This is a genomic window from Shewanella sp. 10N.286.51.B2 (assembly GCF_041469265.1).
Classification (GTDB): Bacteria; Pseudomonadota; Gammaproteobacteria; order Enterobacterales; family Shewanellaceae; genus Shewanella.
Genome location: NZ_JBFRKH010000074.1, coordinates 62,746 through 88,341, shown reverse-complemented (window position 1 = coordinate 88,341; position 25,596 = coordinate 62,746). Strand labels below are relative to the sequence as shown.

The 25,596-nt window shown below is 42.2% G+C and carries 20 protein-coding genes; 8 read left to right on the top strand and 12 right to left on the bottom strand.

The features are described 5' to 3' along the window. The first annotated feature begins 943 nt into the window (after nucleotides 1-943). Both AB4140_RS18215 and AB4140_RS18210 read left to right on the top strand, forming a co-directional pair. Entirely contained in the window at nucleotides 944-1,963 is a 1,020-nt protein-coding gene (locus tag AB4140_RS18215) for an FAD:protein FMN transferase (RefSeq protein ID WP_372002082.1), read from the top strand. 22 nt (nucleotides 1,964-1,985) lie between these two features. Further along, nucleotides 1,986-3,182: a hypothetical protein gene (locus AB4140_RS18210; RefSeq protein WP_372002080.1), complete on the top strand. Its 1,197-nt coding sequence runs from the start codon at nucleotides 1,986-1,988 to the stop codon at nucleotides 3,180-3,182. 132 nt (nucleotides 3,183-3,314) lie between these two features. Here the strand turns inward: AB4140_RS18210 and nqrF are convergent, their stop codons facing one another. From nqrF to cobA, 7 genes are all read right to left on the bottom strand, one after another. After that, nucleotides 3,315-4,532 (bottom strand): NADH:ubiquinone reductase (Na(+)-transporting) subunit F, encoded by a 1,218-nt coding sequence (gene nqrF, locus AB4140_RS18205; RefSeq protein ID WP_102438461.1) that lies wholly within the window; start codon nucleotides 4,530-4,532, stop codon nucleotides 3,315-3,317. Nucleotides 4,533-4,657: 125 nt separating this feature from the next. Then, nucleotides 4,658-5,266, bottom strand: a complete 609-nt coding sequence (gene nqrE, locus AB4140_RS18200; protein ID WP_076540866.1) for an NADH:ubiquinone reductase (Na(+)-transporting) subunit E — start codon at nucleotides 5,264-5,266, stop codon at nucleotides 4,658-4,660. Nucleotides 5,267-5,271: 5 nt separating this feature from the next. After that, nucleotides 5,272-5,892: an NADH:ubiquinone reductase (Na(+)-transporting) subunit D gene (locus AB4140_RS18195; protein WP_076540771.1), complete on the bottom strand. Its 621-nt coding sequence runs from the start codon at nucleotides 5,890-5,892 to the stop codon at nucleotides 5,272-5,274. Then, complete coding sequence (locus tag AB4140_RS18190; RefSeq protein WP_102438459.1) at nucleotides 5,892-6,662, bottom strand: Na(+)-translocating NADH-quinone reductase subunit C; 771 nt, start codon at nucleotides 6,660-6,662, stop codon at nucleotides 5,892-5,894. Before AB4140_RS18190 ends, AB4140_RS18195 begins: the two co-directional genes overlap by 1 nt. Then, a complete protein-coding gene (locus tag AB4140_RS18185; RefSeq protein ID WP_372002077.1) occupies nucleotides 6,652-7,869 on the bottom strand; it encodes an NADH:ubiquinone reductase (Na(+)-transporting) subunit B in 1,218 nt (405 codons plus the stop codon). Before AB4140_RS18185 ends, AB4140_RS18190 begins: the two co-directional genes overlap by 11 nt. Next, nucleotides 7,869-9,230, bottom strand: coding sequence for a Na(+)-translocating NADH-quinone reductase subunit A (locus tag AB4140_RS18180; RefSeq protein ID WP_102438455.1), 1,362 nt, complete (start codon nucleotides 9,228-9,230; stop codon nucleotides 7,869-7,871). The genes AB4140_RS18185 and AB4140_RS18180 overlap by 1 nt, the downstream gene beginning before the upstream one ends. A gap of 484 nt (nucleotides 9,231-9,714) precedes the next feature. Continuing rightward, complete coding sequence (gene cobA, locus AB4140_RS18175) at nucleotides 9,715-10,527, bottom strand: uroporphyrinogen-III C-methyltransferase (RefSeq protein WP_102438453.1); 813 nt, start codon at nucleotides 10,525-10,527, stop codon at nucleotides 9,715-9,717. A gap of 238 nt (nucleotides 10,528-10,765) precedes the next feature. On the opposite strand from cobA, the gene AB4140_RS18170 reads away from it, so the two are divergent. Continuing rightward, the gene (locus AB4140_RS18170) at nucleotides 10,766-11,665 is read left to right on the top strand and encodes a phospholipase A (RefSeq protein ID WP_102438451.1); all 900 of its coding nucleotides are present in this window, start codon (nucleotides 10,766-10,768) and stop codon (nucleotides 11,663-11,665) included. A gap of 125 nt (nucleotides 11,666-11,790) precedes the next feature. Here the strand turns inward: AB4140_RS18170 and AB4140_RS18165 are convergent, their stop codons facing one another. From AB4140_RS18165 to AB4140_RS18150, 4 genes are all read right to left on the bottom strand, one after another. Next, entirely contained in the window at nucleotides 11,791-13,512 is a 1,722-nt protein-coding gene (locus AB4140_RS18165) for a hypothetical protein (protein WP_102438449.1), read from the bottom strand. 720 nt (nucleotides 13,513-14,232) lie between these two features. After that, nucleotides 14,233-15,006 (bottom strand): phosphoadenylyl-sulfate reductase, encoded by a 774-nt coding sequence (locus AB4140_RS18160; protein ID WP_102519156.1) that lies wholly within the window; start codon nucleotides 15,004-15,006, stop codon nucleotides 14,233-14,235. Beyond that, nucleotides 14,999-16,690, bottom strand: coding sequence for an assimilatory sulfite reductase (NADPH) hemoprotein subunit (gene cysI, locus AB4140_RS18155; protein ID WP_102438445.1), 1,692 nt, complete (start codon nucleotides 16,688-16,690; stop codon nucleotides 14,999-15,001). Before cysI ends, AB4140_RS18160 begins: the two co-directional genes overlap by 8 nt. A gap of 100 nt (nucleotides 16,691-16,790) precedes the next feature. Then, nucleotides 16,791-18,575, bottom strand: a complete 1,785-nt coding sequence (locus AB4140_RS18150; RefSeq protein WP_102438443.1) for an assimilatory sulfite reductase (NADPH) flavoprotein subunit — start codon at nucleotides 18,573-18,575, stop codon at nucleotides 16,791-16,793. A gap of 341 nt (nucleotides 18,576-18,916) precedes the next feature. Here AB4140_RS18150 and AB4140_RS18145 point away from each other — a divergent pair, with 341 nt between their 5' ends. From AB4140_RS18145 to AB4140_RS18125, 5 genes are all read left to right on the top strand, one after another. Beyond that, complete coding sequence (locus tag AB4140_RS18145; protein WP_102438441.1) at nucleotides 18,917-20,110, top strand: Re/Si-specific NAD(P)(+) transhydrogenase subunit alpha; 1,194 nt, start codon at nucleotides 18,917-18,919, stop codon at nucleotides 20,108-20,110. 5 nt (nucleotides 20,111-20,115) lie between these two features. Next, complete coding sequence (locus AB4140_RS18140) at nucleotides 20,116-20,391, top strand: NAD(P) transhydrogenase subunit alpha (protein WP_102438475.1); 276 nt, start codon at nucleotides 20,116-20,118, stop codon at nucleotides 20,389-20,391. Between the two features lie 5 nt (nucleotides 20,392-20,396). After that, entirely contained in the window at nucleotides 20,397-21,776 is a 1,380-nt protein-coding gene (locus AB4140_RS18135; RefSeq protein ID WP_076540751.1) for an NAD(P)(+) transhydrogenase (Re/Si-specific) subunit beta, read from the top strand. Between the two features lie 203 nt (nucleotides 21,777-21,979). Next, nucleotides 21,980-22,996 (top strand): diguanylate cyclase domain-containing protein, encoded by a 1,017-nt coding sequence (locus tag AB4140_RS18130; protein ID WP_372002073.1) that lies wholly within the window; start codon nucleotides 21,980-21,982, stop codon nucleotides 22,994-22,996. Nucleotides 22,997-23,169: 173 nt separating this feature from the next. Further along, nucleotides 23,170-24,522, top strand: a complete 1,353-nt coding sequence (locus AB4140_RS18125; protein WP_372002071.1) for a MipA/OmpV family protein — start codon at nucleotides 23,170-23,172, stop codon at nucleotides 24,520-24,522. 105 nt (nucleotides 24,523-24,627) lie between these two features. Here the strand turns inward: AB4140_RS18125 and AB4140_RS18120 are convergent. Continuing rightward, nucleotides 24,628-25,596, bottom strand: a 969-nt coding sequence (locus tag AB4140_RS18120; RefSeq protein WP_372002069.1) for a hypothetical protein, incomplete at its 5' end; no start/stop codon positions are given.

Sequence of the window (25,596 nt, the reverse complement as noted above, 5' to 3'; positions counted from 1 at the left end):
CAAACTCCGTTTGGATTAACATCGTGGGTTTTCCACCCACACCCGACCAAAAGGGTATCAACAGCAATACCCTCTTGGATCACCCTGCCGCCCCTAACGAAAAATGCTGAAAAGCGCATAGTTTTCGATGGGGATCGATCCAGCTTTTAACTTCGTTTGTAGACTGCTTCGGTCTTATTCGAAAATGCTAACGCTTCCGATGGTGCATCCCTGCACCGCGAAAGCTATGCTCACATCCATGTGAGCATCACGCTATTTTCTTCAACGCCCTCAATTCAAATTGAGCCTTTTGGATTTTTAGCTTTATATCTTTTTAATCTTTTATTTGGCACGAATACAGTCAAATCGAAGAAGCAATAATCCCAGTGTAGATGCAGCAGCGAACTTCTGACTGCCAAGGATGGCGGGAATGTCATTATTTGTCGGGAACAAATATGACCAAAACATGGCGAAGTTTCACAGTGTGAAACGCTCTGAGCGAGAGGCATGGATGCCGAACTGGCCGTTTAACATGGATGTTATTTGTTTTCGCAAAGCCCACATGGATGCGTTTGCGGCGTGTCTTGGATATATCAAAATCAATGTTAGCTTTGTGTGATAAAAACAACGACAGAATTGCATATTATAGAAATTAATTATGCAGAAAATAGAATTTAAAAACGTCAACAGTAAAAATACAAAAAACTTAGTTCTTATTGTATTTCTGGCGAGTAGTTCACAATTACCACTGTTATAAAAGTTATTATTAATAATAAAAACTCTTCTTCATTAAAATATATAATAGTTAAACATATACTAATTAATGAATATATAAATTGACCTGTAATATAACTTTAGAATAAATATGACTTCAATCTCAAATCCGAATAATAAAAGTAGTAGTAAAGTTTACATCCCTTCATGACAATGTAATCTATAAATCTAATTTATAGATTACTACATTATGAAAAAAATAATTTTTAACATTTCTATCTTTCTATTTACTTATATCATTATAAATTCAGTTGCATCTGCCCAGGATATGAAAAGCCTTCGGGGAGAGACTATGGGTAATAAATATAAAGTTACTTGGTTAGAAACTAAAATATCTGCAAAAAGAATGGCTGATATTAGAAGTCAAATAGAACAACGTCTAGATGATGTGAATCAATCAATGTCAACTTGGCGTAAAGACTCTGAAATCAATAAAATAAACAACTCACCTAAAGCTACACCCATACGCATTAGTTATGACATGAATCACGTCATAACTAATGCTATTCATGTTGCTCAACTCACTAATAATGCACTGGATATCACAGTTGGGCCTTTAGTTAATTTATGGGGGTTTGGCCCTGATGGCCAAGTCACTGAGTTACCATCAGAACAAGCAATCGAAGCAGCCATAAAATCCACCGGAATTAGCAATATAACCCTTAAGAATCAGTATCTCACAAAAAACGCGGCCAATCTAAAAATTGACCTTTCAGCTATAGCAAAAGGTTACGGTGTCGATGTCGTAGCTGACGTATTGGAACGCAATGATATTCATGACTATCTAGTTGATATTGGCGGGGAGTTAAGAATTAAGGGATTAAATGCTAGCCAACAGGCTTGGAAGGTGGGAGTTGATAAACCCTTTGCTTATTCAACAGGACAAATGGAAATTATCACCCCTGGGGACTCCGCCGTCGCGACATCGGGGAACTACCGTAAATATTTCGAAAAAAATGGCCACTACTACTCGCATTTAATTGACCCTAGAACAGGAAAACCCGTATCTCATACCGTTGTTTCAGTCACGGTAATTGAAAAAAATTCTATGACAGCTGATGCATTGGCTACCGCCTTTATGGTGCTCACTGTTGAGGAATCATTGGCTGTTGCCAATGAACACAATATCCCAATCATGATCATTGAGGATAAGTTTGGAGAGTTGATTACTCACCATTCAGAAAGCTTTGAAAAATATATTAAAGAATAGTTTTAAACTATTAACAGGAAAAATGATGAAGAATAAATTTAAACTAAGTGTATTATGTATTGCTGTATTAGGTATGACTGCCTGTAGTGATGATGATAAAGATACATCTGGGCTTGAAAGCCAAATAAAACAGCTTGAACAACAAAATGCTGAATTAAACTCTCAAAATACAGAATTAAGTTCAAAAAATGAATCATTAGCAGAAGACAATGCTAATTTAACAACTAAAACTGAAGAACTTCAGGATAAAGCAGTAGGCTACATTTCTACTTTCAACCAACAATGCGCTGAAGAAGGCGTAATGTTTGATTATATTGACCCGAATGCGCCAGCAGAAGAAGCTCCGCAAATGTCCGCCTTTGCTTCAGCGATGGCAGCTAATGAGTGTTCTAGTTGCCACACTTACGACAATGATGATCCCGTTGAGATTCCTCATGGAAATTATGGAAGTTGTAGTAATTGTCATGATGGCCACAATGAAACACCACCTGTTGATCCGGGTAATCCACAGGATCCAACGTTCCCACAACCTGAACCAGACGACAGTCTCGTTGATGGAAAAACTGGGGCATCGGGTTCTTTCTACTACGGCAGCTCTTCATTCCTAAACGCTGACTATTTAGCACAAAGACTCAATGGTAGTATTTACAACTACGAGTGGGTAGAAGCCACAGAAAGTGGTGAAAATACCGCTAAGACATTGAAAACAGCTTGTGGTTTAGAAAATCGTGAATTTATTAAAGACATGTACCCTAACGACGGTAAAGAGTACAAACTAAACGGCTTTAATAACCAAATGGGTTCTAAATTAATTTCCACTGTTAGTAAATTTACTGATGAAGAAACAACTGAAGAAGTTGAATTGCCTAATGTTGCTATTTTCGGCTACGGCATGAAACTAGAAGATAATGGTAACTATTACGCCTCGATGAATATTGGTAAGAATAACACTTGTTATAATTCAGTTATGCATGGTGACGTTCGATTGGCATATTACGAATACTCACCAATGCTATCAAGTAAGCCTGATCGTAATATGGGTGCTCGAATTTTAGGTACTATTGATTACGAGCGTACAGCACTAAAAGGATTTGACTGGGTTACTGAAGTTCCAGGACTTGGTGCTGGAGAAGACTTTACTCCATCGGATGTTGACTGGACAAACGTTGGTTCTTGTTCATTAGTGATTAAAGTTGAAGGTATTATTCCTCTAGGATAATTCACACATTGCGATATAAAAAAGCTGAAACCTAGGTTTCAGCTTTTTTTATTTTTGAAAACTTACTTTTAGTAGCTCATTTTTAGTTAGCTTGTTTATCTTTAATTAACGCCAAGCCTTTCAAACTAAACACTAGCCACCAAAGTCATCTAGCAAGATATTTTCTTCTTCAACACCTAAGCTTTCTAGCATGCTGATCACAGAGGAGTTCATGATTGGAGGGCCACACATGTAGAACTCACAATCTTCTGGCGCTTTGTGATTCTTAAGATAGTTTTCCAATAATACCGTATGAATAAAGCCGGTATAGCCGGTCCAGTTATCTTCAGCTAAAGGCTCTGACAAAGCTACATGCCATTCAAAGTTGTCATTTTCAGCGGCTAAGGTATCAAAATCATCTTGGTAAAAAATCTCTCGCGCTGAACGCGCCCCATACCAAAAAGACATTTTACGTTTCGTTTGCTTACTCTTAAGTTGATCAAAAATATGCGAACGCATCGGCGCCATACCTGCACCACCACCAACAAACACCATTTCTGCGTCTGTTTCTTTGACAAAAAACTCACCGAAGGGCCCTGAAATAGTTACCTTGTCGCCAGTCTTTAGATTAAAGATATATGACGACATTTGCCCTGGTGGTAAATCATTGCTTGGCGGCGTAGCAATACGCACATTCAGCATGATGGTGCCTTTTTCATCAGGGTAGTTCGCCATTGAATAAGCACGCAATACATCTTCATCAACGGTTGAAACTAGGCTAAATAAGTCGTACTTATCCCAGTCATCACGATATTGCTCAGGAATATCAAAATCAGCGTATTTCACCTCATGGGCAGGGGCTTCAATTTGAATATAACCACCGGCTTTGAAATGAACATCCTCCCCTTCAGGGACTTTCAGCAGCAGCTCTTTAATAAAGGTCGCTTGGTTGTCATTAGAAACTACCTCACATTGCCACTTTTTAACCCCAAAGATCTCTTCATCCACTTCTAGTTCCATGTCGGTTCGCACCGCAACCTGACACGCTAACCGGCAGCCTTCTTTGGCTTCTTTTTTGGTGATGTGGTCAAGCTCTGTGGCTAAGATATCACCGCCACCTGATTTCACTGTGACCCGACATTGGCCACAGGTGCCGCCACCGCCACAGGCCGATGGAATAAAAATACTGTTGCTCGCCAGTGCGCCAAGCAGTTTATCACCAGCAGGTGTGCACACACTTTTGTCTGCATCACCATTAATGCCGATGGTGACATCACCCGTACCCACCAATTTGCTTTTGGCGAATAAAATTATCATTACCAGCAAACTTACCACTATGGTAAACATGCCTATGCCAATTGCCATTTCCATTAAATGCACCTTCTCAACAGTTGCTGATAACAAGCAGTCTCATGGGTCAGTTTTACCAAAACCACTGATTCAAGCATGAGTGAGTCATCTATAAGCGAATTCAAATTTGTTTGCATTTTCACGCCTTACAAAGTGATGCCAGCAAATGACATAAAACCTAATGCCATTAAACCTGTAGTAATAAAGGTAATGCCAATTCCTTGCAGCCCTAGTGGGATAGCATGAAATTTCATCCGTTCACGCAGCCCGGCAAGTAAGACAATGGCCATCGCCCAGCCCACTGCACTACCTGCTGCAAACACCACAGATTCGCCTAAGTTATAATCACGGTTGGCCATGAAAATAACCCCAGCAAAAATGGCACAGTTCACCGTTAGTAGCGGTAAGAAAATACCTAAAGATTGATACAGAGTTGGAATGTATCTTTCTAAAAACATCTCCAAAATCTGCACTAAAGCGGCAATCACCCCAATAAAGGTAATTAACTGTAAGTAGCTTAAGTTAAGCTCAGGGAAGCCTGCCCATGCCAGTGCACCTGGCGCAAGGATATTCACGTAAATCAGCTGATTTACCGGTACGGCTAATACCATCACCACAATCACTGCAATGCCCAAACCAAATGAGGTTGAGACCTTTTTAGACACCGCGAGGAAGGTACACATGCCTAAGAAAAAAGACAGTGCCATGTTGTCGATAAAGGCCGCTTGAATAAATAAATTAATATAGTGTTCCATTGCCATTATCCTCTCTTACGCTGCACAACATTGATCGCCCAAATCATCACGCCGATCAAAAAGAATGCGCTTGGTGGCAAGGTGAACATTTCATTGGCAAGATACCAACCACCGTTTTCGATAGTGGTAAATATCTCTTTGCCAAATAAGGTTCCGCGTCCTAGTAGCTCACGCACAAAGGCGACACTTAATAAAATCACCCCGTAGCCCATGGCATTACCTAGCGCATCAACAAATGCCAAATGCGGTGGGTATTTCATCGCAAAGGCTTCTGCGCGGCCCATGATGATACAGTTGGTAATAATCAAACTGACAAATACAGATAACTGCTTTGAAAGCTCATAAGCCACGTCCTGCAACACCATATCAACGATAATTACCAAAGAGGCAATCACGGTCATTTGCGCAATAATACGCACGCTGCTAGGGATAAAATTGCGAATGCTCGAAATGATCACATTGGAGCACACTAAAACAAAGGTCACCGCCAGTGTCATTACCAATGCGGTTTGCATTGAATTACTCACAGCCAGTGCAGAGCAGACCCCTAGCACTTGCATCGCCACTGGGTTATTGGCAAAAATCGGTGAGGTCAGAATTTGTTTAGTTGAGATAGTCGTACTCATTATTTCGCCTCCGTAGTGGCAAACTGGTTAAGAAAGGTTTGATAACCTTCTACACCAAACCAAAATTCAACCGCACGTTGAATGCCCATGCCCGTTCGGGTTGCGCCACTAACGCCATCAACACCGTGAATATCGCCAGCTTTAGCACCGCCTTTGATAACCTTGATGGAAATTTTGCCTTTATCATCAAATAGCTGCTTACCTTTCCATAAGTCAGTCCACTGGGGATCTGTTACAAAATCAGCAATACCAGGGGTTTCACCGTGTTCGTAGAAAATAATATTCTCAACGGTATTTAAATCAGGCTTAAGGGCTAAATAACCATAAATCATCGACCACAGTCCTTTACCATAAATGGGCATCACCACACTGGATAATTGACCATTAGCGTCAAAGACTTCAAATACGCGGATATTATCCGCACGGCTTTTAATTTTGGCGGTATCTTTTTTAGGTTTTGATGATGTATCTGGGTTTATCGCTGCCATACGCTCATCAAAATCAAGTAGATTGTCATGATCAACAAACTCACCCGACTCTAGATTGACCATTTTAGGGCTTACTCTTTGTTCAAATAATTCCCTAAAATCGCCGCTGCTGATATCAATATTGGCGGCCCGTAATACAAACTGCTGCACTTCATCACGCTTTTTAACCAGCTTACGTTCTTTTAAAATTTCAGCGGTACCGGTGATCATAAACGAACAGACTAAACTCAGGCTGATGATAAAAATCATCGTGCCAGCTATGCTATCTTTCTTAAAGGCCATGGCGTTTTAGTCTCCGTTTAATGTTGGCACGAGCCACCAGATAATCGAATAATGGCGCCCATAGATTTGCGAACAATATCGCCAACATGATCCCTTCAGGCAATTTCACGTTCAACACCCGGATCAGCACCGTCATAAAGCCAATTAATGCGCCATAGGCGTATCGACCACTGCGGGTATATGAGGCGGTCACTGGATCGGTTGCCATAAACATCATCCCCAGTGCAAAACCACCGGTAACTAAATGCCATGTCCACGGCATAGAAGCCATAGAGCTTTTCGCAGGTCCAACTAAGTTAAACAATATTGCTGTAGCGATCATGCCGAACATAACCCCAGCAACCACTCGCCAATCTGCCACTCGAGTTAGCAGCAATACACCGCCGCCAATCAAAATAGCTAAGGTGCTGGTTTCACCAATAGAGCCTGGAGTGAAGCCTAAAAATGCATCTATCCATGCAGGATCTGATAAGGCGCTAATCCAGCTAACATCGGCAAACATATTCGCGCGACTGGCTGCAGCTTGGGTTAAGGTGGTGGCACCTGAAAAACCATCAGCAGCAACAAATTGGCTTAAGGCTGCGACTTCTGTGGGGTAGGCAAAATAGATAAAGGCATAACCGGCTAACGCAGGGTTTAAAAAGTTATAACCCATGCCGCCAAACATTTCTTTGGCTACGATAACCCCAAAGGTCACTCCTACAGCAATAATCCATAAGGGTGTCGATACCGGCACTATGATAGAAAACAGTAATGCTGTAATAAAGAAGCCTTCATGTAATTCTTGGCGCCGCACTTTGGCAAAAACCACTTCCCACACTAAACAGACAAACAAGGTCATTAGGTAAATTGGCACATAATAACTCGCACCATAAGCCATTAAGCTGACAAAACCTGATTGTTCGGTTAACTGGCCAAACAGCATTGAAAACAAGCCAGCCTGCCAAGCCTCAGGTTGAGTTGCCCCAGCCATGATGGCAATTTGCGCTTGTAAGCCTAGGTTGTACATCCCAAAAAATATGGCGGGCAGTAAACACATACCCACAATATGCATGGTACGTTTTACATCAATGGCATCACGAACATGCACTTTACCTTTGGTACTGCGGCCACGAGCAATCCACAAGGATCGCAAGTAACTTTTCATCGAGTCGCCATGAGCATAATAGCGATCTTGATGATCCGGTTTCTTTTGTTGCTGACTCATTAACCTTCCCTCTCGATGATATCTAGGCAAGCACGTAACTCTTTACCAAAGTCATACTTTCCGGGACAAACAAAGGTACAAAGTGCTAAATCTTCTTCGTCTAATTCTAAAGCGCCTAATAGCTGTGCTTCATCGGTATCTCGCACCACCAGATCTCTCACCAACAAGGTCGGTAAAATATCCAAAGGCATAACGCGGGCAAGCTGACCAAAAGCCATCATCGCACGAGGAGAGCCACCTGCATGGGTGGTAAAATCAAACAGTTTTTTAGTACGGCTAAAACCTGACATCATGATACCTGTCAGTGAGAACTTTTCTTTATTACGGCGCACCCAAGGTAATAACTCGTGACGGGCGTTTTCAGTTAGTACACAAACTTGATTATGATAACGACCTAAATAGTTATAAACCCCAACGGCGGTATGGCCACAAAGTACGGAGCCCGATACCACCCGTGAGTGAATATCTTCAATTTCATTTTCGACTAGCTCACCCAAGTCTGCCCCTAATTGGGTCCGCAGTAACCTTGGTTTTAACACATTGGGTCCAGCAAATGACACCACTCGCTCATTAAATAGCTCACCGGTTTGAAACAGCTTGCCAACGGCAATCACATCTTGATAGCCAATATGCCAAACTACCCGCTCAACACTTACTGGATGCAGCAGATGGATATGAGTACCCACCAGCCCAGCGGGATGAACGCCGCCAAATTGATATGACTCAACTTGAGCTAAATCATGGCCGGGTAACGCCTCACCTTGATCATGACACAGCATCACTTTACCATCGGTTAACCGGGTTAGTGCCTGCATTCCCACAGCAAATGCTTGTGGCTGCTCAGCGATAATCACGCGAGGATCGGCCGCTAACGGATTACTGTCCATGGCGGTCACAAAGATTGCCGATGGCCTAGTATCTAACGCGGGAATTTTTGAGAAAGGGCGGGTTCTTAATGCCGTCCATAACCCACTGTTAACCAGATTGGTTTGCACCGCTTCGCGGGATAATGCCAAAACATCATCGCTAGTAGCAAAACTCACGGCTTCATCGCCTTCGCAACGGATCACCACTGATAATAGCACCCGTTTTTCGCCCCTGTTTATGGCAATCACTTCGCCACTCGCAGGGGCAGTAAAGGTCACTCCGGCAATCTTTTTATCTTGAAAAAGCGCTTGGCCTTTTTTAACGATATCACCTTCTTCAACCAACATAGTCGGCTTTAAACCAACATACTCTTCGCCTAATATGGCAACTCTGGTTGGCTTTGCTGTGACGTCGATTATTTGTTGCGGCTCACCCGCGATAGGCACATCGAGGCCCCGTTTAATTGTTATAACCTGATTTGAGGATCCAGCCATTACTTGTAACCTTTAAAATTCAGATACCACATAATAAATAGATTTGTGACCTAAATCCGCTATTAAGGTCACACCTTTTAAATAAATTGTGAAATAAATGTACTAATAACACCTAAATTCGACCAAAAATTTGAACCAAGACCGATATTAAATTTCAAAACAGGAACTAAAGCACAAAAAACAGCATCCAAAACGCTACCCAATGCTGAACTACCCCATGTATCACAATTTAACATAGACACAGTTCACATTAATCTCAATAAAAGCTGTATAAGAATTACAGAAATCAAAATTTGCTAGGTAAGCACTGAGATAATAATTAAGTTTGAAGCAATAAGAATGACAAATATGGGATAAGTATGAAATGAACATGTTAATGGCAAACCTGAGCAGCTAAAGACAAAAAATGGCCAAGACTGTCGTCTTCGCCATTTAAATTCATGCGGTCAAAATTATCGGTAAATATAGCTTAAGATCAAATCCGCTAAATACTCACTTGAGACTGAATTGGTGCAGCTGAGTACTCTTGAGGATTAAACCAATTGAGGCTGTCTGCCAATGACACCACCTCACCGATAATCATCAATGCTGGCATTTGCAAAGCAGGATCTGCAGCCAGCTGCGATAACTCACTTAACTTACCGATAAAGCGCTGTTGAGATGCGGTCGTCGCCTTAGAAACAATAGCCACAGGCGTATCACCATCACGGCCACTACTCATTAATCCATCACGGATAATCTCTGCGTTCAAAATGCCCATATAAACCACTAAGGTATTATTTGGATTTGCATAACCTTGCCAGTCCATCGGCCGACTTTGTAATTGGCAATGACCAGTAATAAACGTCACTCCTTGAGCAAAATCTCGGTGGGTTAATGGAATGCCAGCATAAGCAGCTGTGCCACTAGCAGCAGTAATACCGGGGACAACCTCAAAAGCAACCCCTGTTTCTGCTAAGGTTTGCAGCTCCTCACCGCCACGACCAAAAATAAACGGATCACCACCTTTAAGGCGTACCACGTTTTTGCGAGTGTAAGCTTTTGTCACCAGTAACTGATTTATTTCATCTTGCCCAGCACTATGCTTGCCAGCACGTTTACCCACAGCAATTTTTTCAGCGCTTTGTGGGATTAAATCTAAGATGTCTTGGCTAACGAGGGCATCGTACAGGACAGCATCGGCTTGCTTTAACACCCGATAAGCTTTGAGGGTGAGCAGCTCAACATCTCCAGGCCCTGCACCGACTATCCAGACTTTCCCTTTGGCCCCTTGACCCGGTATCGAAACCAATTCCATTTTTCAAAACCCCACAATGTTTACTTAGCATCAAATATAGCCCTTTATATATTCCATATATAATAGATAATGCTTAGCTTTTATTCCATTTAGTTATATGAGACCTATTAAGTGGCATTTAAAAACCTTGGTAAACTAGCTGCACAGTTACCATACAAAGCCCAAGCTCAAATCATCAGTACTTTTCATTTTTAACCATAGTGTTAGTCTAGAAAAATATAATTAAAGGGAGCTTTTAATGAAACCAACATGGATCCGATTATGGTTTAGCGCAGCCATTGGTTTAGGAGTAAGCCAAGTGGCTTTAGCTGAAGACTCACTCGTTGATGAAAGAGTAAAAGACGAGCTTAAAACTTCAGAGGAGCGCTTTGTCATTACCCCCCATAAAGTTAATTACATTTTGCCATACACCTATAATGACAACCCTAACACTGACCCATATACAAACTTTACAACCAATGACGACAATGAAGAAGTCATCGATAACGCTGAGGCTAAGTTTCAGATAAGCTTTAAATTCCCGCTGTGGTATAACGTTTTTGGCGACAATGGCCACCTCTATTTCGCCTATACCAACCAGTCTTACTGGCAAGTCTATAATAAAGAAATTTCCTCCCCTTTTAGAGAAACTAATCATGAACCGGAAATGTTCATGCTATTCAATAATGACTGGCAAGTGGCAGGGTTAACAAATTCGTTTTGGGGTGTAGGGGCTGTGCATCAATCTAATGGTCAATCTGGTTCACTTTCACGCAGTTGGAATCGAATTTACGGCACCATGGTATTTGATAGAGGCCCTTTTGCATTAGGTCTAAAGGCGTGGTGGCGGATCCCTGAAGATGAAAAAGCAACACCCAGCTCGCCTGAGGGTGATGACAACCCCGATATTGAAGACTATATGGGCAACTTTGAGTTAACAGCCGTCTATGGCCTTGATGAGCATATGTTTACCTTAATGGGGCGCAATAATTTACAACACCCAAATAAAGGCTCCATTGAGTTTACTTGGAGCTATCCGATATTAGGCAATTTACGCTTATATACCCAGTACTTTAATGGCTATGGCGAAAGTATGATTGACTATAATCATCATAATCAGCGCATTGGGATCGGGGTTTCGATTGGTGATATTCTTTAAAATAGGCCATCACAAACAATAAAAACAACCATAAAAACAACAATAAAAACAATAAAAAAGGTGAAGCTGCAGTTATATACAGTTCACCTTTTTTGTTATCAATACCCGACTAGCTTGTTAGCAACTTAGTAAGCTTTACTATCACCGCGAGTAGAGATTGAAATACCTTTATCGGTAATATCCAAGTTTACCTGCATGCGCATGTCATAATCTTTGAGCATTTCTAGTTCTTCTGGCACTTGCTCACCGCTTTCTTCAATGAGTGAAAATACCGGTTTCAGCACTTTTTGATAATCAATCGACATATTCGCTAAGCCATTAGCGACCAGCGGTTCTTTAGCCAGCTTATTAGCTAAATCCTCACCTTTATCACCACTATAAATCACAATGTGCTGATCTTTAATAGCCATTTGAGCGCTTACCCCCATTGAAGGTGGCAGCATTAGCAATGAAGACACATCGATGGGATCACCATTAGTCTCCAGTTGAACTTGGGCTAACTGAGGCACAAATGGCTTAATCATGTTTAATAGCATTTCTGGGTTTTCAGCCGATAAGCTAATCAGTGCATCTAGGTGCTTAAAGCCAGGCTCACCATTTTCGTCAGTTAACGAAAAGTCGACTATGGTGGCACTCATGCCCTTAACCCCATTGGCCATGCCTGTCATCATGCCAAGCATTGCCGGATTTTGGCCGCTGATTTCATATTGCATTTGCGCTAGTGCTTCACACTGATAACTGGGCGTTTGTAAATCTTGCCAAATTTCAGTTAATGCTGGTGCTAATTGCGCCGCATCAAGCCCCAGTGCTATGGACATGGCATTGTCAGTTAGGCTATTAGTGAAACTAGGAATAAAACCACGCATTTTATTAAATGCACCTAATATCACTTGGTTGTTAGATTCAACCACCATTTGGGCATCAAACTGCGCTTGTTTACGGCTAACATTAAATGCTTTTAAGCCCATAACCGTGCGCGGCCAATTTGCAGCGATAGCATCAAGCTCTGTTTGACACTCAGCCGTTTTAAACTCTGCAAAAGGATCACTGCCAGTGCCATCTAACTCGCCTAATTTAGATAACTGTTTAGCCAGCATATTGCCATCAGTTGAGGTTAATCCTTTCACTAATTCCACATGGTTTATAAAGCTTATACTGTCGTTTAAAAAACCATGAGTCTTAATGATATCTTCAACAATGCCACTGTCACTAATTGGATTATCAACTTTGGATAATCCCAGCGCCGTTGCTAATAATTCTGGTTTATTGAAGGAGGTATTTAAGGTTACTGTTAACCAGCCATCTTGCTGGGCAACAACTAAATCAATCGATTCATCGTCATCAATAAGTGAATAAGCACGATACTCAAGGCCTTCAATGGTTGCCGTGGTGTGGGCTAAACCGCTTTCTTCTGACGCTTTGTCCAATACTTTCCAAATAGCTTGTTCATCAGTGACTTGCACCTTAAAAACAGGCAACGCCCCTAGCGTGTAGGTATATGACTCAATCTTGGCAGGCAAACCAAAGGTTGTTAAAAACAGTTCAGGGTCTTCAAGGCTAGTTAAATAACTTTTATATAAACTGACAAAAAATCCCTCTTGGGCACTTGAATATGGGCCAGCCTGCTCAATTTGCTCTAGTTGGGCTGCACCGTTTTGCCCCATAGGCATTGAATACAAATAATCTTCTAACGGAAACGGGGTGAGTTGTCCTGAAAAAAGTAAGGTATCTGCTGGGATATACGCGAGCATGTCGTTATCAGTTGTGGTGACACCATCGTTGTTCGATAGCATGTATGCGCCTGCACCAGCAGCGGCAATGGCAACTGCGATAGCCAGTTTTTTCATTTATTTGTGCTCCATAATTCACATGTAAGTAATAACAAGTCACTCTTCCTTGAGAGTAAATGCTTAGTTAATGCCGATAACTCAATTTGATCAAGCATAGCGATAACTTAGCACACTTTTAATTTGCAAATAAAATAATGCCTCGATAAAAGTGGCTTGGGGTTTGATAAGCAATAACCGAGTTAAGCAATTGTTTATAAGGTTTAAAAGTCTAATAAAAGGTTAAGCAGGTGCCAAAAAGATAGGATAAATAAACCATGAAGATAGCGATATTGATGAAAGGTTGGTTTCTCGGCTAGCCAATGATGGCTAACCGAGATAACCAAATGGATTATGCTTACGCTAGCAAGCCAATCACATAAGCTCGTTTACACGAGCGAGGCTTTTGGAGGTACTTGATGTGCAATCACACGCCTAAAGTGTCGACAAAAACCATCTACGGGAACTTTTTAATTTAGACTAAAAAATATTATATGCATACTTTTCTTAGGGAATTATTAACAAAAAAATCAACTTTAAAAAAAATCAGTCGTTAGATGTAATACTTTAGTGGTAAAGCGATAAAATTCGGTGGTTTAGATAAAAGTTGCTATTGGCTATTGGCTATTGGCTATTGGCTATTGGCCATAAAATAGCTCGCCCTAAGGGCGTATAGACAAAAATATCAGCCACTAAGGCTGATATTTTGTTTGTCTAACCGAGTTAATAAACGCCCTTGGCCTAAATTTCGTAATGCAAGCCACATTCACGCTTTAGGCCGTTGAAACGGGTTTCTTCTTCGCTCATTCCTAGCTCTAGGGGTTTGCTTGAATGGGTATCGCCAACAGACACATAACCTTGCTCCCACAGCGGGTGATAAGGTAGTTGATGCTCACTAAGGTATTCATGGACATCTTTGTTACTCCAATCAATGATGGGCAGTAGCTTATATTTATCACCATGAATAGCTAAAATGGGCAGCGCTTCACGGCTACTGGCTTGCGAGCGACGTAGCCCGGCAAACCAAGTGCCGACATTTAGCTCAGCCAAAGCACGTTGCATAGGCTCCACTTTATTGATGCGATTATACTTTTCTAAGCCTTCGAGATCTTGCTCCCAAAGCTTACCGTAACGGGCTTCTTGCCATGCAGATGACTGCTGGGCGCGAAATACCTGTAGATTTAAATCTAGTCTTTGGGTTAACTCATCAATAAATTGATAGGTTTCAGCAAACAAGTATCCTGTATCCGTCAATATCACCGGAATATCTGTCTGCGCTTGGCTTACCATATGCAACATAACCGCCGCTTGAATACCAAAACTTGACGATAAAGCATGTTCGCCAGGCAAAAAAGCTAATCCCCAAGTGACTCGCTCTTGCGCGGTTAAATCGGCTAAAAAGCGATTCACTTTTTCTAGCACTATTTTTTGCTCAGACTTGGGAGCTGATAATAGTGCTTGCAACTCATTGTGATTAATCATCGTAATGACCTCTGTTGCTAACCCGTTAGCCATGAAAATCTACAGCGGCATCGTTCACGGCTTTAATTATGCCAAAGCGAACTGTAAAGTTACCGAAGGTTTCACCTGCATCACGCTCAAGTACATACAAGCCGAATAATCTGTCTAACTCAGCTAAAATTTCAGCTTCTTGAATATTCTCTTTGTACATTTTATTAAGGCGTGTGCCTTCAAAGCTTGCACCTAAATACAAGTTATAACGTCCCGGCGCTTTACCTACTAAACCAATTTCGGCTGCGAACGGTCTCGCACAGCCATTAGGGCAACCTGTCATTCTCACCACAATGGCTTGCTCGCTAATACCATGCTTAGCTTGCAGCGCATCAATATGGTCAATAAACTCTGGGAAATATCGCTCCGCTTCGGCCATGGCTAATGGACAGGTAGGCAGCGCCACGCAGGCAATTGAATGGCCGCGGGTTTGACTGATAACCTTGCCAAAAAAGCCATGCTTACGGGCTAAATCTTCAATCGCAGCTTTATCTTCTTCTGCAACCCCAGCAATAATCATGTTCTGGTTAGAGGTCATTCTAAAATCACCTTTATGGATTTTGGCGATTTCTCTTAAGCCTGTTTGCAGCGTCTGACCAGGTTCATCTTTAATACGACCACTTTCAATGAACAAGGTTAAATGCCAGTTGTTATCTAAGCCTTGAACCCAACCATAACGGTCGCCGCGATCGCCAATCACTACCTCACGTTTAGGTTCAAAACTCACCCCTGCACGCTTTTCAACTTCTGCTTTAAATTCTGCAACGCCATGATCGACAATGGTGTACTTCAAACGTGAACGCTTACGATTGACACGGTTACCCCAGTCACGCTGAACTGTCATAACAGCTTCAGCGAATTTAATCACATCGTCAGTTTTAATAAAGCCAAAATCATCCGCTAGACGTGGAAAGGTTTCCACTTCACCATGAGTTGAGCCCATACCGCCACCAGCAACTAAATTAAATCCGACTAACTCACCCGCTTCAGCGATGGCAATAAAACCTAAGTCATTGGTATAAACATCAACATCATTGTCTGGGGGTACTGCTACAGCCATTTTAAATTTACGTGGCAAGTAGGTTTTACCGTACACAGGTTCGTTAGTTTCAGTATCAAGCAGCTTTTCTTTATCTAACCAAATTTCAGCATAGGCGTGAGTATGAGGCAATAAATGATCTGACAACTCTTTAGCCACTGCATAAGCCTGTTGATGTAACTTAGATTCAACAGGGTTTGGGTTACACATTACGTTACGGTTAACGTCACCACAGGCCGCAATAGAATCTAACGCCGCTCTATCAAGGCCTTGGATCAGCGTTTTTAAATTACGCTTTGGAATGCCGTGATATTGAAAGGTTTGACGGGTGGTTAAACGAATACTGTTTGATGTCGTTAGCGTTGATGAGATTTTATCCACATCCAACCATTGCTCAGGACTACAAATACCACCTGGTACACGGGCTCGTAACATGAAACTGTATAAAGGCTCTAGTTTTTGTTCTTTACGCTCATTACGTAAATCACGATCGTCTTGCTGATAAAAGCCGTGGAATTTGATCAACTGCTGATCGCCATCACTAAACGAACCGGTAACTTGGGTGTCTAAGCCTTCTTTAATGGTGCCGCGCAGGTAATCACTGTCGGTTTTTAAATATTCATTTACTGCTAACTTTTGCTCACTCATCCTGTGGCCTCTATCGATGCTTTTATGACGCTGGTGATATCAAATCACCAGCGTGTATATTATTTTCGTTATGCTTATTTCGAACTCATGCGGTATTCATTTAGTAAACGTCTTTTTGATAACGTTTCGCACTGCGCAACCCTTCAAGGTAATCCTCAGCGCCCTGCGCATCTAAACCACCATACTTAACTGCGACATCTAGTAAGGCTTGATGGACATCTTTTGCCATACGCTCTGCATCGCCACAGATATAAAAATGCGCGCCATTTTGTAGCCATGCCCAAATCGCTTCACCTTGCTCTGCAATCCGGTGTTGCACATAAATTTTATGTTGTTGATCACGTGAGAAAGCCACATCGAGGCGCGATAAATCACCCGCTTTTAGGTACTGTTGCCACTCAACTTGGTATAAAAAGTCTTGCTCAAAATGCGGATTACCGAAAAATAACCAGCTATCGCTGTTAACGCCGTCTGCTGCACGTTGTTGCATGAAGGCTCTAAAAGGCGCCACACCAGTGCCAGGGCCAACCATAATAACTGGAGTGTCGCTATTTTCTGGCAAACGAAAATGCTTATTCGGTTCAACGTAAACCTTAACTTGCTGACCTTCTTCTGCAGATGCTAAGAAGTGCGAAGCGCCGCCAAAACGCGCTTGACCCGCACGCTCATCTTCAACCAGTGCCACGGTTAAATGCACTTCGTTTTCCACTTCCGCTTGGCTAGAGGCAATTGAATATAAACGCGGTGTTAATGGGCGTAATAAACTTACTAAGGTTGCGGCATCGATTTTTACTGGATACAAACTGATTAAATCAGCTAATTGATGACCTAATACAAACTGGCGAGTTTGCTCTTTATCTGCAGCAATCGCGCTAAGCTCTGCATTCCCCGCAAGCTCTGCCCATGCCGTCACAAGACCCGGGTAAAGTTGGGTTAGCTCTTTTTTATCTGTTAATGCTTGTTGTAGCGATAAGGTATTTTTACTGACCACAACTTCAGTTGACGGGTCTAATCCTAAACCGCTAATCACTTCAGTGACTAAAGCCTCGTTATTGGTAAACCAAATACCTAAGGCGTCACCCACTTGATAACTGATACCAGATTCGCCTAAATCGATTTCCACGTGGCGAACATCACGATCAGAATCACGACCGGTAAGCTTTTGACTTAATAACACTTCTGCTTCATAAGGATTTTGCTTGGTAAATTCGCTTTCACCCGCCGCTTTGGCGCTATCAATTGACACTACGCTGGCACTGCTAGTTTCAACTAATGGCTCAACCGCTGTTATTACCGACTCAAGCCATTGCTCTGAAGCTTCTTCGTAATCAACATCACACTCAACTAACGGCAATAACTCTGTTGCACCTAAAGCAGATAAGCGTTCGCTGAAGTCTTTACCGGTTTGACAATAAAACTCATAGCTTGAGTCACCCAAGGCCAAAATTGAAAAGTTAAGTTGATCTAACTTAGGCGCTCTTTTTGAAGCAAGGAACTTATGTAATTCAATAGCATCATCTGGCGCTTCACCCTCACCGTGGGTACTCACCACCGCGATTAAAATGGTTTCTTGCTTTAACTGACGCACATTGTAATCAGCCATCGAGCTTAAATTAACCGTAAAGCCTTTAGCGGATGCCTTTGCAGCTAACTCTTTAGCGATACCTTGACCATTACCCGTTTGACTACCAAATAAAATTGTCACAGTTTGCGCTGCACTAGCCTCTGGCGCACTTGCTGTTTGCCCTTGATTTGAAGATGCAGCCAAATAGCCACTAACCCAAGCTAATTGCACCGCAGATAATTCAGAAGTGAGCTGTTTTAGCTTGTCGACTTGTCCTTGAGACAATGGCGATGCGAATGAAGAAAGTTCTTTTAACAACATTGGAGAGCCCTATAACAGTTTAATATCATCAGATTACTCCGATTCTTTAAAACCAAAAAAGACTAAAAGTTAATTCTTTATTCCATTAAGGAATATGCAAAGCTGCATTTTTAAGCTACAAAAGTGTGGTCTAGTGCAAACTTTTGGGTCTGAACTCGGTAAAAATGTGATTTAGCGCATTATTTACTTGTTTCAAACCTAATAATTGCCAGAATGAAGCACCTAAAAAAATGTGCACCATAAAAAGGCACTTAGAAAAAATGAGTATTTAAAACAAAGTTGTATTAAATACTCACACGACCCGACCCTTCCCTATTTACACTAACTAAGAGGTTGTCCTTTTGAAATTAGGTCTACCGAAAGAGAGTCACCCAGGTGAGTTACGCGTTGCGTTAATCCCTGCCAATGTGACCGCATTATTAAAAAAACAGCTACAAGTGATCGTAGAATCAGGCGCTGGACAAAACGCAGGCTTTACCGACGACGATTATGTCAAGGTAGGCGCCACTATTGCTTCATCACGAGCAGCGCTACTGAATGAAGCTGACATCATTACCGTGGTGAACTGTAAGGGTGAGCAATTCGATGAAATTAAAGCGCTAATCAAGCCTCAGCAACTGCTGATTGGCATGATGGACCCGCTGATTAACCCGCAAAATGCCCAAGCAATTGCTGACACGGGTGCCAGCGCGATTGCCTTAGAACTTATTCCACGTATTACCCGTGCCCAAAGTATGGATGTGTTGTCATCAATGGCAACGATTTCAGGCTATAAAGCTGTGTTACTCGCCGCCCATAAAGCGCCGCGTTTATTCCCAATGATGATGACAGCTGCTGGGACATTAAAACCCACTCGCGCCTTTATTATGGGTGTGGGTGTTGCGGGGCTTCAGGCCTGCGCCACAGCTAAGCGCCTCGGCGCCGTTGTCGAAGCCTATGATATTCGCCCTGCGGCGCGCGAGCAGATTATTTCTGTTGGTGCAAAACCGGTTGAGCTTGATATTGAAGCCGAAAACACTGAAACCAAAGGCGGTTATGCCACCGAGCAAAGTGATGACTTTTTAAAGCGTCAACAACAAGCGATGGCGAATGTGTTAGCACAACAAGATATTGTGATTACCACTGCAGCCATTCCAGGCCGTAAAGCCCCTGTGCTTATCACTAAAGAAATGGTTGATGGCATGAAAAACGGCACCATCATTGTTGATTTAGCGGCTGAATCAGGTGGTAACTGTGAATTAACCCGCGTTGATGAAGTTATTATGCACAACGGCGTGATGATCTTAGGGCCATCTAACGTACCTAGCACTGCAGCGAATCATGCCAGCCAAATGTATGGTAAAAATGTCGAGAACTTACTGAACTTAATCGTCAGTAAAGAGGGTGAACTGGTTCTTGATTTTGAAGACGAAATCGTCAGAGACACTGTTGTTGCCCATGGCAAAGAAGTCACCAGTGCTCGCCTAAGAGATTTATTGGGTCTTGCGCCTTTAGCAACGCCTGAAGCTGACACCAGTGTAGAGGAAAAAGCATAATGGATATGACCTTACTATTATTACTGACGCTTTTTGTCGTCGCAGTATTTTTAGGTGTTGAGCTGATCACTAAAGTGCCACCGACACTGCACACGCCATTAATGTCTGGTTCGAATGCTATTTCAGGTATTTCACTGGTAGGCGCCCTACTGTCAGCAGGTTCTGGCGGTGGCATGATAGTGAATGTACTTGGCTTTATCGCCGTAGTGCTGGCTACCATCAATGTGGTCGGTGGTTACATGGTCACCAACCGTATGCTAGCTATGTTCAAGAGGAAATAGACTCAATGACAACAATTATTTATTTGGCTTACCTTGTTGCCGCAGTCCTGTTTATTCTTGGTATTAAAGGACTGACAAAACCTAAAACAGCGGTTCGTGGCAACCAATTATCAGCCATGGGTATGTTTATTGCTGTGGTGGTAACCCTATTTGACCAAAGCATTCTTAGCTATGAGTGGATCATTGCCGGCGTACTATTAGGTGGCACCATTGGTGCAGTGATGGCGACTAAAATTAAAGTCACCGACATGCCGCAAATGGTTGCACTGTTGAATGGTTTTGGTGGTGGTGCTTCACTGGCCATTGCTGCGGCAAGTTTCCTTGACCCGACTGCAGCTACTAGCATGGTGGCGTTAATTTCTATCGGAGCGACCATTATTATTGGTGCAGTTACCCTTTCAGGTTCATTTGTGGCTTTTGCTAAGCTGCAAGAGCTTATTTCAGGTAATCCAATCAAAGTCCCAGGTAATAAAATCCTTAACGCGCTGCTGCTGATCACTGCGTTTGGCTTAGCCATTGCGCTAGTCATTAACCCTGCTAACGTCAGCTTAATGTATGCTTTAGTGGCTGTGGCAGTGGTCTTGGGTGTGTTATTAGTGGTGCCAATTGGCGGCGCTGATATGCCGGTTGTTATTGCACTACTGAACTCCTATTCTGGTATCGCCGCGGCAACGACTGGTTTCATTACAGGTAATACGGTATTGATTATCTCAGGTTCACTGGTTGGTGCATCAGGAATTATCCTCACACAAATCATGTGTAAAGCCATGAACCGTTCATTATTTAACGTCTTATTCGGTGTGATGGCTGAAGGCGGCGAGAAAGTCGATGCAGATGAAATTTACGCAGGTAAAGTAAAATCAACTTCGCCAGATGAAATTGCCATGATGCTAGAAACCGCTGAACGTGTGGTTATTGTCCCAGGTTACGGTTTAGCCATGGCGCAAGCACAGCATGCAGTACGTGAGCTCGCTAACGTTTTACAAGAGCGTGGAGTCGATGTGAAGTACGCGATTCACCCTGTTGCTGGCCGTATGCCTGGCCACATGAACGTGCTACTTGCAGAAGCTGAAGTGCCTTATGAACAGTTAGTTGAAATGGATGAGATTAATCCACAATTTGCGCAAACGGATGTGGCGATTGTCATTGGTGCCAATGATGTCACCAACCCAATGGCACGTGAAGATAAAGGTAGCCCCATCTATGGTATGCCAATTCTAAACGTCGATAAAGCCCGCACCGTGGTGGTAATTAAGCGTTCATTAAGCCCAGGGTTTGCAGGTTTACCTAACCCATTATTTGCCATGGATAATGCACTTATGTTATTCGGTGATGGTAAAAAAGGCATTGTTGAGCTGACGCAAAGCTTAAAAGAAGCTGATTAATTTTCAACATGTTAGATATACCCCCTAAAAAGGCCGCTTAGCGGCCTTTTTATTAATAAGCGCTTCATTTCTATCATTGGGAGAATAAGTTATCAATAATCATACATTCTCATTCTTGACGAATTTATGAGTAAAATGTACAAAGGATATACCGATTGCTTTTCAAGCTTTAGCTCGTTTTAACACAAGGATGATTTTCTCAGATGGACCCATTGGCTTCACAAATTCAACAGCTCACAGCTCAGTTAAATCAACTCACCCAAGAGAATGATTTACTTAAGCAGAAACTAAAGCTGTGTGAAGAGAAGCTCTCAGCAACACTCGATGGCACAGGCTTGTGTCTGTGGGAGCAACATATCCCTTCTGGCGATCTGACCATTTTCAATCAAGAATGGGGCGCATTGCTGGGTTATACCCTCGAAGAGCGAGCGGCAAATATTTCTAGCTGGAAAAGCCATTTACATCCTGAAGATAAAGACTGGGTCATCAAAGCTTTTGAAGATCACCTCACAGGTAAAGAAGAGGTTTATCGCGCCGTTCATCGAATGATCCATAAAAATGGCACCACCAGCTGGGTTTCAGATCGGGGCCGTATCGTGGAATACACCTCAGATGGACACCCCTTAAGGATCATGGGCACCCATATCGATATTACCCAAGAAAAACGCTATGAACTCGACTTAGCCCGCCTTGCCCACCAAGACCCTCTCACTGACTTGTTAAACCGTACTGCGATTGAAACAGCATTCCAGCAGATACAGAAAAATACCAATTTCCAATCAGGAACATTACTATTTATCGATGTCGATAACTTTAAAGGGGTTAACGACAGGTATGGTCATCATTTTGGGGATTTGGTGTTAGTAGAGATAAGCAATACCCTAAATCATTATTGCCAAAAGTTAATTTCTAAACACAAGGTCAGCATAGCCCGACTGGGTGGCGATGAATTTGTGATAATTACCGCTATTGCAGACTTCGCGACTATCAGTATGTTCGCCGAAGCATTAATCAATCACTTTAAACAGTTACAAACAATAGATGATAAACCGCTATCACTGGGGTTAAGCATTGGTATTAGTCGTTTTAATCAACGAGACCAATTCACCCACGTTTGCGAGCAAGCAGATAATGCCATGTACGGTGTAAAGCAATCGGGTAAGCATAACTATTCTTTTTGGCAGCAATCAGTCAAAATAAAAATGCACCAGTTAGGCTAGCAATGTCGCGTTAAAAAAATGCTGTTAAAATTTTTCGCTGTCACATTCACCAATATCTACATGCTATAATCCTGAAAATAATATAAAAATTAGTGTTTACTTAGCTTTTTACCACCTCTTATCCTGCTAGGTAATAAAAATTATTGTTGATAAAGATTAATGGTAAAACCTCTATGCCTAAAACGTCCTCTTTACTTACCGCATTTGTTTGCTTAAGCACATGCTCTTTTTCTGTCATCGCTGACAATGACCAAACCAAAACGGTTAATCCACCAAGCAAAGCTGAGTCTCATGCAGATGTAGAATACTTCCCATCAACCTGGGGAGTTGGCATTGGTGTGCGTAAAGCTGATATTCCTTATGCCACTGAAAATGATGATGTCTATGACGTCATGCCATTGATTGAATTTGAAAATGATTATTTTTATTTAAATGGCTTAGAGGGCGGGGTTCATTTATGGAAAAATGATGAACATCAAGTCAATATATACAGTCGTTTTCGGTTCGTTGACATCCCTAAAGAATATCAAAATCAAACCCAATCTGACGCCTTTGATTTTGGTTTTCAATACCGCTTTCAAAAAGACGGCCTAGAAGCTGATGTTGCCATCATGAGTGATGGTAACAAGCGCATGTATGGTTACACTCGTACTCAATACCACTGGCAAGGCGGTGATTGGCAATTAAATCCTTATGCCCAATTCCAATGGAAAAGCAACGATTTCAATGAACATTACTATGGCTTAGAGCTAGCCGATCCCGGTGCTGGATTGGCTTTTTCAGCAGGGGTTAATGCTCGCTATCACCTTGCCAGTAATTTATACCTATTGGGTAACTTTGGGGTAACCCGCCTTGAAGATGATATTTATCACTTGCCCACCATTGAAAATCAATATCAATTTGACTCCTTCTTAGGCTTTGGATTTTTCCCTGATAATAAAAGGCCCAATACCAATCCAGTCCCTAAAGAAAGTGGCGAATTTTTAAGAGTCGCACACGGCTGGGCAACGCCTTCAAACTTGAATGACATTTTAACCGGGAATGCCAAAGGCGATCGTTACAACAATCAAATGACCTCCCTTTTCTATGGTATCCCACTCAGTAATAGCTTATTCAACTTACCCATTAATTTATACTTAACAACAGGTGCTGTTTGGCATCATGACTCTGAAGTACAAGATAACTTAGCTGAAGGTGTACTTGCAGTTAAAGCCTTTTACACCATAGATTTAGGCTGGCGTTTTCGGATAGGGGTTGCTGAAGGGTTATCTTATGTCTCTGATGTCACCTACATTGAAGGTAGCGAACTTGACGAAAAAGATTATCGACCCTCAAAACTATTAAATTACTTAGACTTTTCATTTGATGTTAACTTGGGAGATGTGTTCAACCACGCCCCAATGAAAAACGCATGGCTAGGTTATAGTATTCATCATAGATCAGGGATTTTTGAAACCAGCTCAGCTTTTGGCCGCATCAAAGGTGGCAGCAATTACAACTCGGTTTATCTGCAGTGGCATTTTTAACTTAAAAACATTGCCATAAAAAACAGATTGTTAGTACATAAAAAAGCGACTTAATTAGTCGCTTTTTTATAACGTTTAAGCTCGAGGTTACAGTACTAATCAGAGTTATAACTTATTGTGCCCAGCCTCTTTGTTGACTAATTGCGCCGCCTCAGAGAATTGCTCAACCAACCACTTATGGGCCTTATCCTCGCCCATTAACATGACTAATGTCGGGGAAATAACCTCAATAAGTCGTTGTTGTCGCCAAAATATATATTTAGGTAGCGCCAGCGTTGCACCTCGGCCAAATGTGCGTTGCACTAGGCTGGAGATTTCAGCAATTTCAGTGTCATCAAATAGCGCTAGCTGCGGAAATATTGTGGCAATAAACTCACTGTAGTGGTCAAAGCCTTGTATGTCTTTAAATTGATATTGGCTCAATAACCAGTGTAACTGCGGTGAGCTCCAATGGCTCATATTATGTCTATTGTTAATCAAATCCATATTACGGCGATGAAACTGCTGCCAAGCTAAATTCAAATCGGGGTGCGTTTGGGCAATACGCCACACTAAATACATGTCCGCCAACCATTCATGCTGATAGGCAGAAAGGGGACTGGGAAGTACATCGCCGATCAAGGCAATATTCTCTAAATGCCCCACCTCATGCCATAGAGTTAATTTAAATTGTTCTAACAGCGCTAACTGATAGGTATGCCCATTGATTGAGGTTATCGTTTGGGTAAGGGGCTGCTTAGCGCTGACAATAATAATGCCGGCGATATCATGGTGATTAACCGCTAACACCATTGCGGTTTTACCCCCTAAATGAGAGCTGATTTGCGTGTCTTTCGGTAATTGGCTCACGACTTCAATAGGTAACGCATTCAAGCAACTCGGGTAACGACTTTCATCGCACACAATTGCCTGCTTGTTACTAATAGGCATCCAACTAAATGAGCTTGAATAATAGGGGGAGATGGTGGGGGCGAGTGCGGTTTTTATCTGAAAAGGCAAGTGAGTATCAGCCAGCAATGACTGACTGATCACTAGGGTACTGATTAGAAATGCTCTCTTTAAAACGGCACTGTC

What these genes read in the sequence shown, in the direction of transcription:
- AB4140_RS18215 (WP_372002082.1), top strand. Translation starts at nt 944, where the DNA reads ATGAAAAAAATAATTTTTAACATTTCTATCTTTCTATTTACTTATATC.
- AB4140_RS18210 (WP_372002080.1), top strand. Translation starts at nt 1,986, where the DNA reads ATGATGAAGAATAAATTTAAACTAAGTGTATTATGTATTGCTGTATTA.
- nqrF (WP_102438461.1), bottom strand. Translation starts at nt 4,532, where the DNA reads ATGGAAATGGCAATTGGCATAGGCATGTTTACCATAGTGGTAAGTTTG.
- nqrE (WP_076540866.1), bottom strand. Translation starts at nt 5,266, where the DNA reads ATGGAACACTATATTAATTTATTTATTCAAGCGGCCTTTATCGACAAC.
- AB4140_RS18195 (WP_076540771.1), bottom strand. Translation starts at nt 5,892, where the DNA reads ATGAGTACGACTATCTCAACTAAACAAATTCTGACCTCACCGATTTTT.
- AB4140_RS18190 (WP_102438459.1), bottom strand. Translation starts at nt 6,662, where the DNA reads ATGGCCTTTAAGAAAGATAGCATAGCTGGCACGATGATTTTTATCATC.
- AB4140_RS18185 (WP_372002077.1), bottom strand. Translation starts at nt 7,869, where the DNA reads ATGAGTCAGCAACAAAAGAAACCGGATCATCAAGATCGCTATTATGCT.
- AB4140_RS18180 (WP_102438455.1), bottom strand. Translation starts at nt 9,230, where the DNA reads ATGGCTGGATCCTCAAATCAGGTTATAACAATTAAACGGGGCCTCGAT.
- cobA (WP_102438453.1), bottom strand. Translation starts at nt 10,527, where the DNA reads ATGGAATTGGTTTCGATACCGGGTCAAGGGGCCAAAGGGAAAGTCTGG.
- AB4140_RS18170 (WP_102438451.1), top strand. Translation starts at nt 10,766, where the DNA reads ATGAAACCAACATGGATCCGATTATGGTTTAGCGCAGCCATTGGTTTA.
- AB4140_RS18165 (WP_102438449.1), bottom strand. Translation starts at nt 13,512, where the DNA reads ATGAAAAAACTGGCTATCGCAGTTGCCATTGCCGCTGCTGGTGCAGGC.
- AB4140_RS18160 (WP_102519156.1), bottom strand. Translation starts at nt 15,006, where the DNA reads ATGGCTAACGGGTTAGCAACAGAGGTCATTACGATGATTAATCACAAT.
- cysI (WP_102438445.1), bottom strand. Translation starts at nt 16,690, where the DNA reads ATGAGTGAGCAAAAGTTAGCAGTAAATGAATATTTAAAAACCGACAGT.
- AB4140_RS18150 (WP_102438443.1), bottom strand. Translation starts at nt 18,575, where the DNA reads ATGTTGTTAAAAGAACTTTCTTCATTCGCATCGCCATTGTCTCAAGGA.
- AB4140_RS18140 (WP_102438475.1), top strand. Translation starts at nt 20,116, where the DNA reads ATGACCTTACTATTATTACTGACGCTTTTTGTCGTCGCAGTATTTTTA.
- AB4140_RS18135 (WP_076540751.1), top strand. Translation starts at nt 20,397, where the DNA reads ATGACAACAATTATTTATTTGGCTTACCTTGTTGCCGCAGTCCTGTTT.
- AB4140_RS18130 (WP_372002073.1), top strand. Translation starts at nt 21,980, where the DNA reads ATGGACCCATTGGCTTCACAAATTCAACAGCTCACAGCTCAGTTAAAT.
- AB4140_RS18125 (WP_372002071.1), top strand. Translation starts at nt 23,170, where the DNA reads ATGCCTAAAACGTCCTCTTTACTTACCGCATTTGTTTGCTTAAGCACA.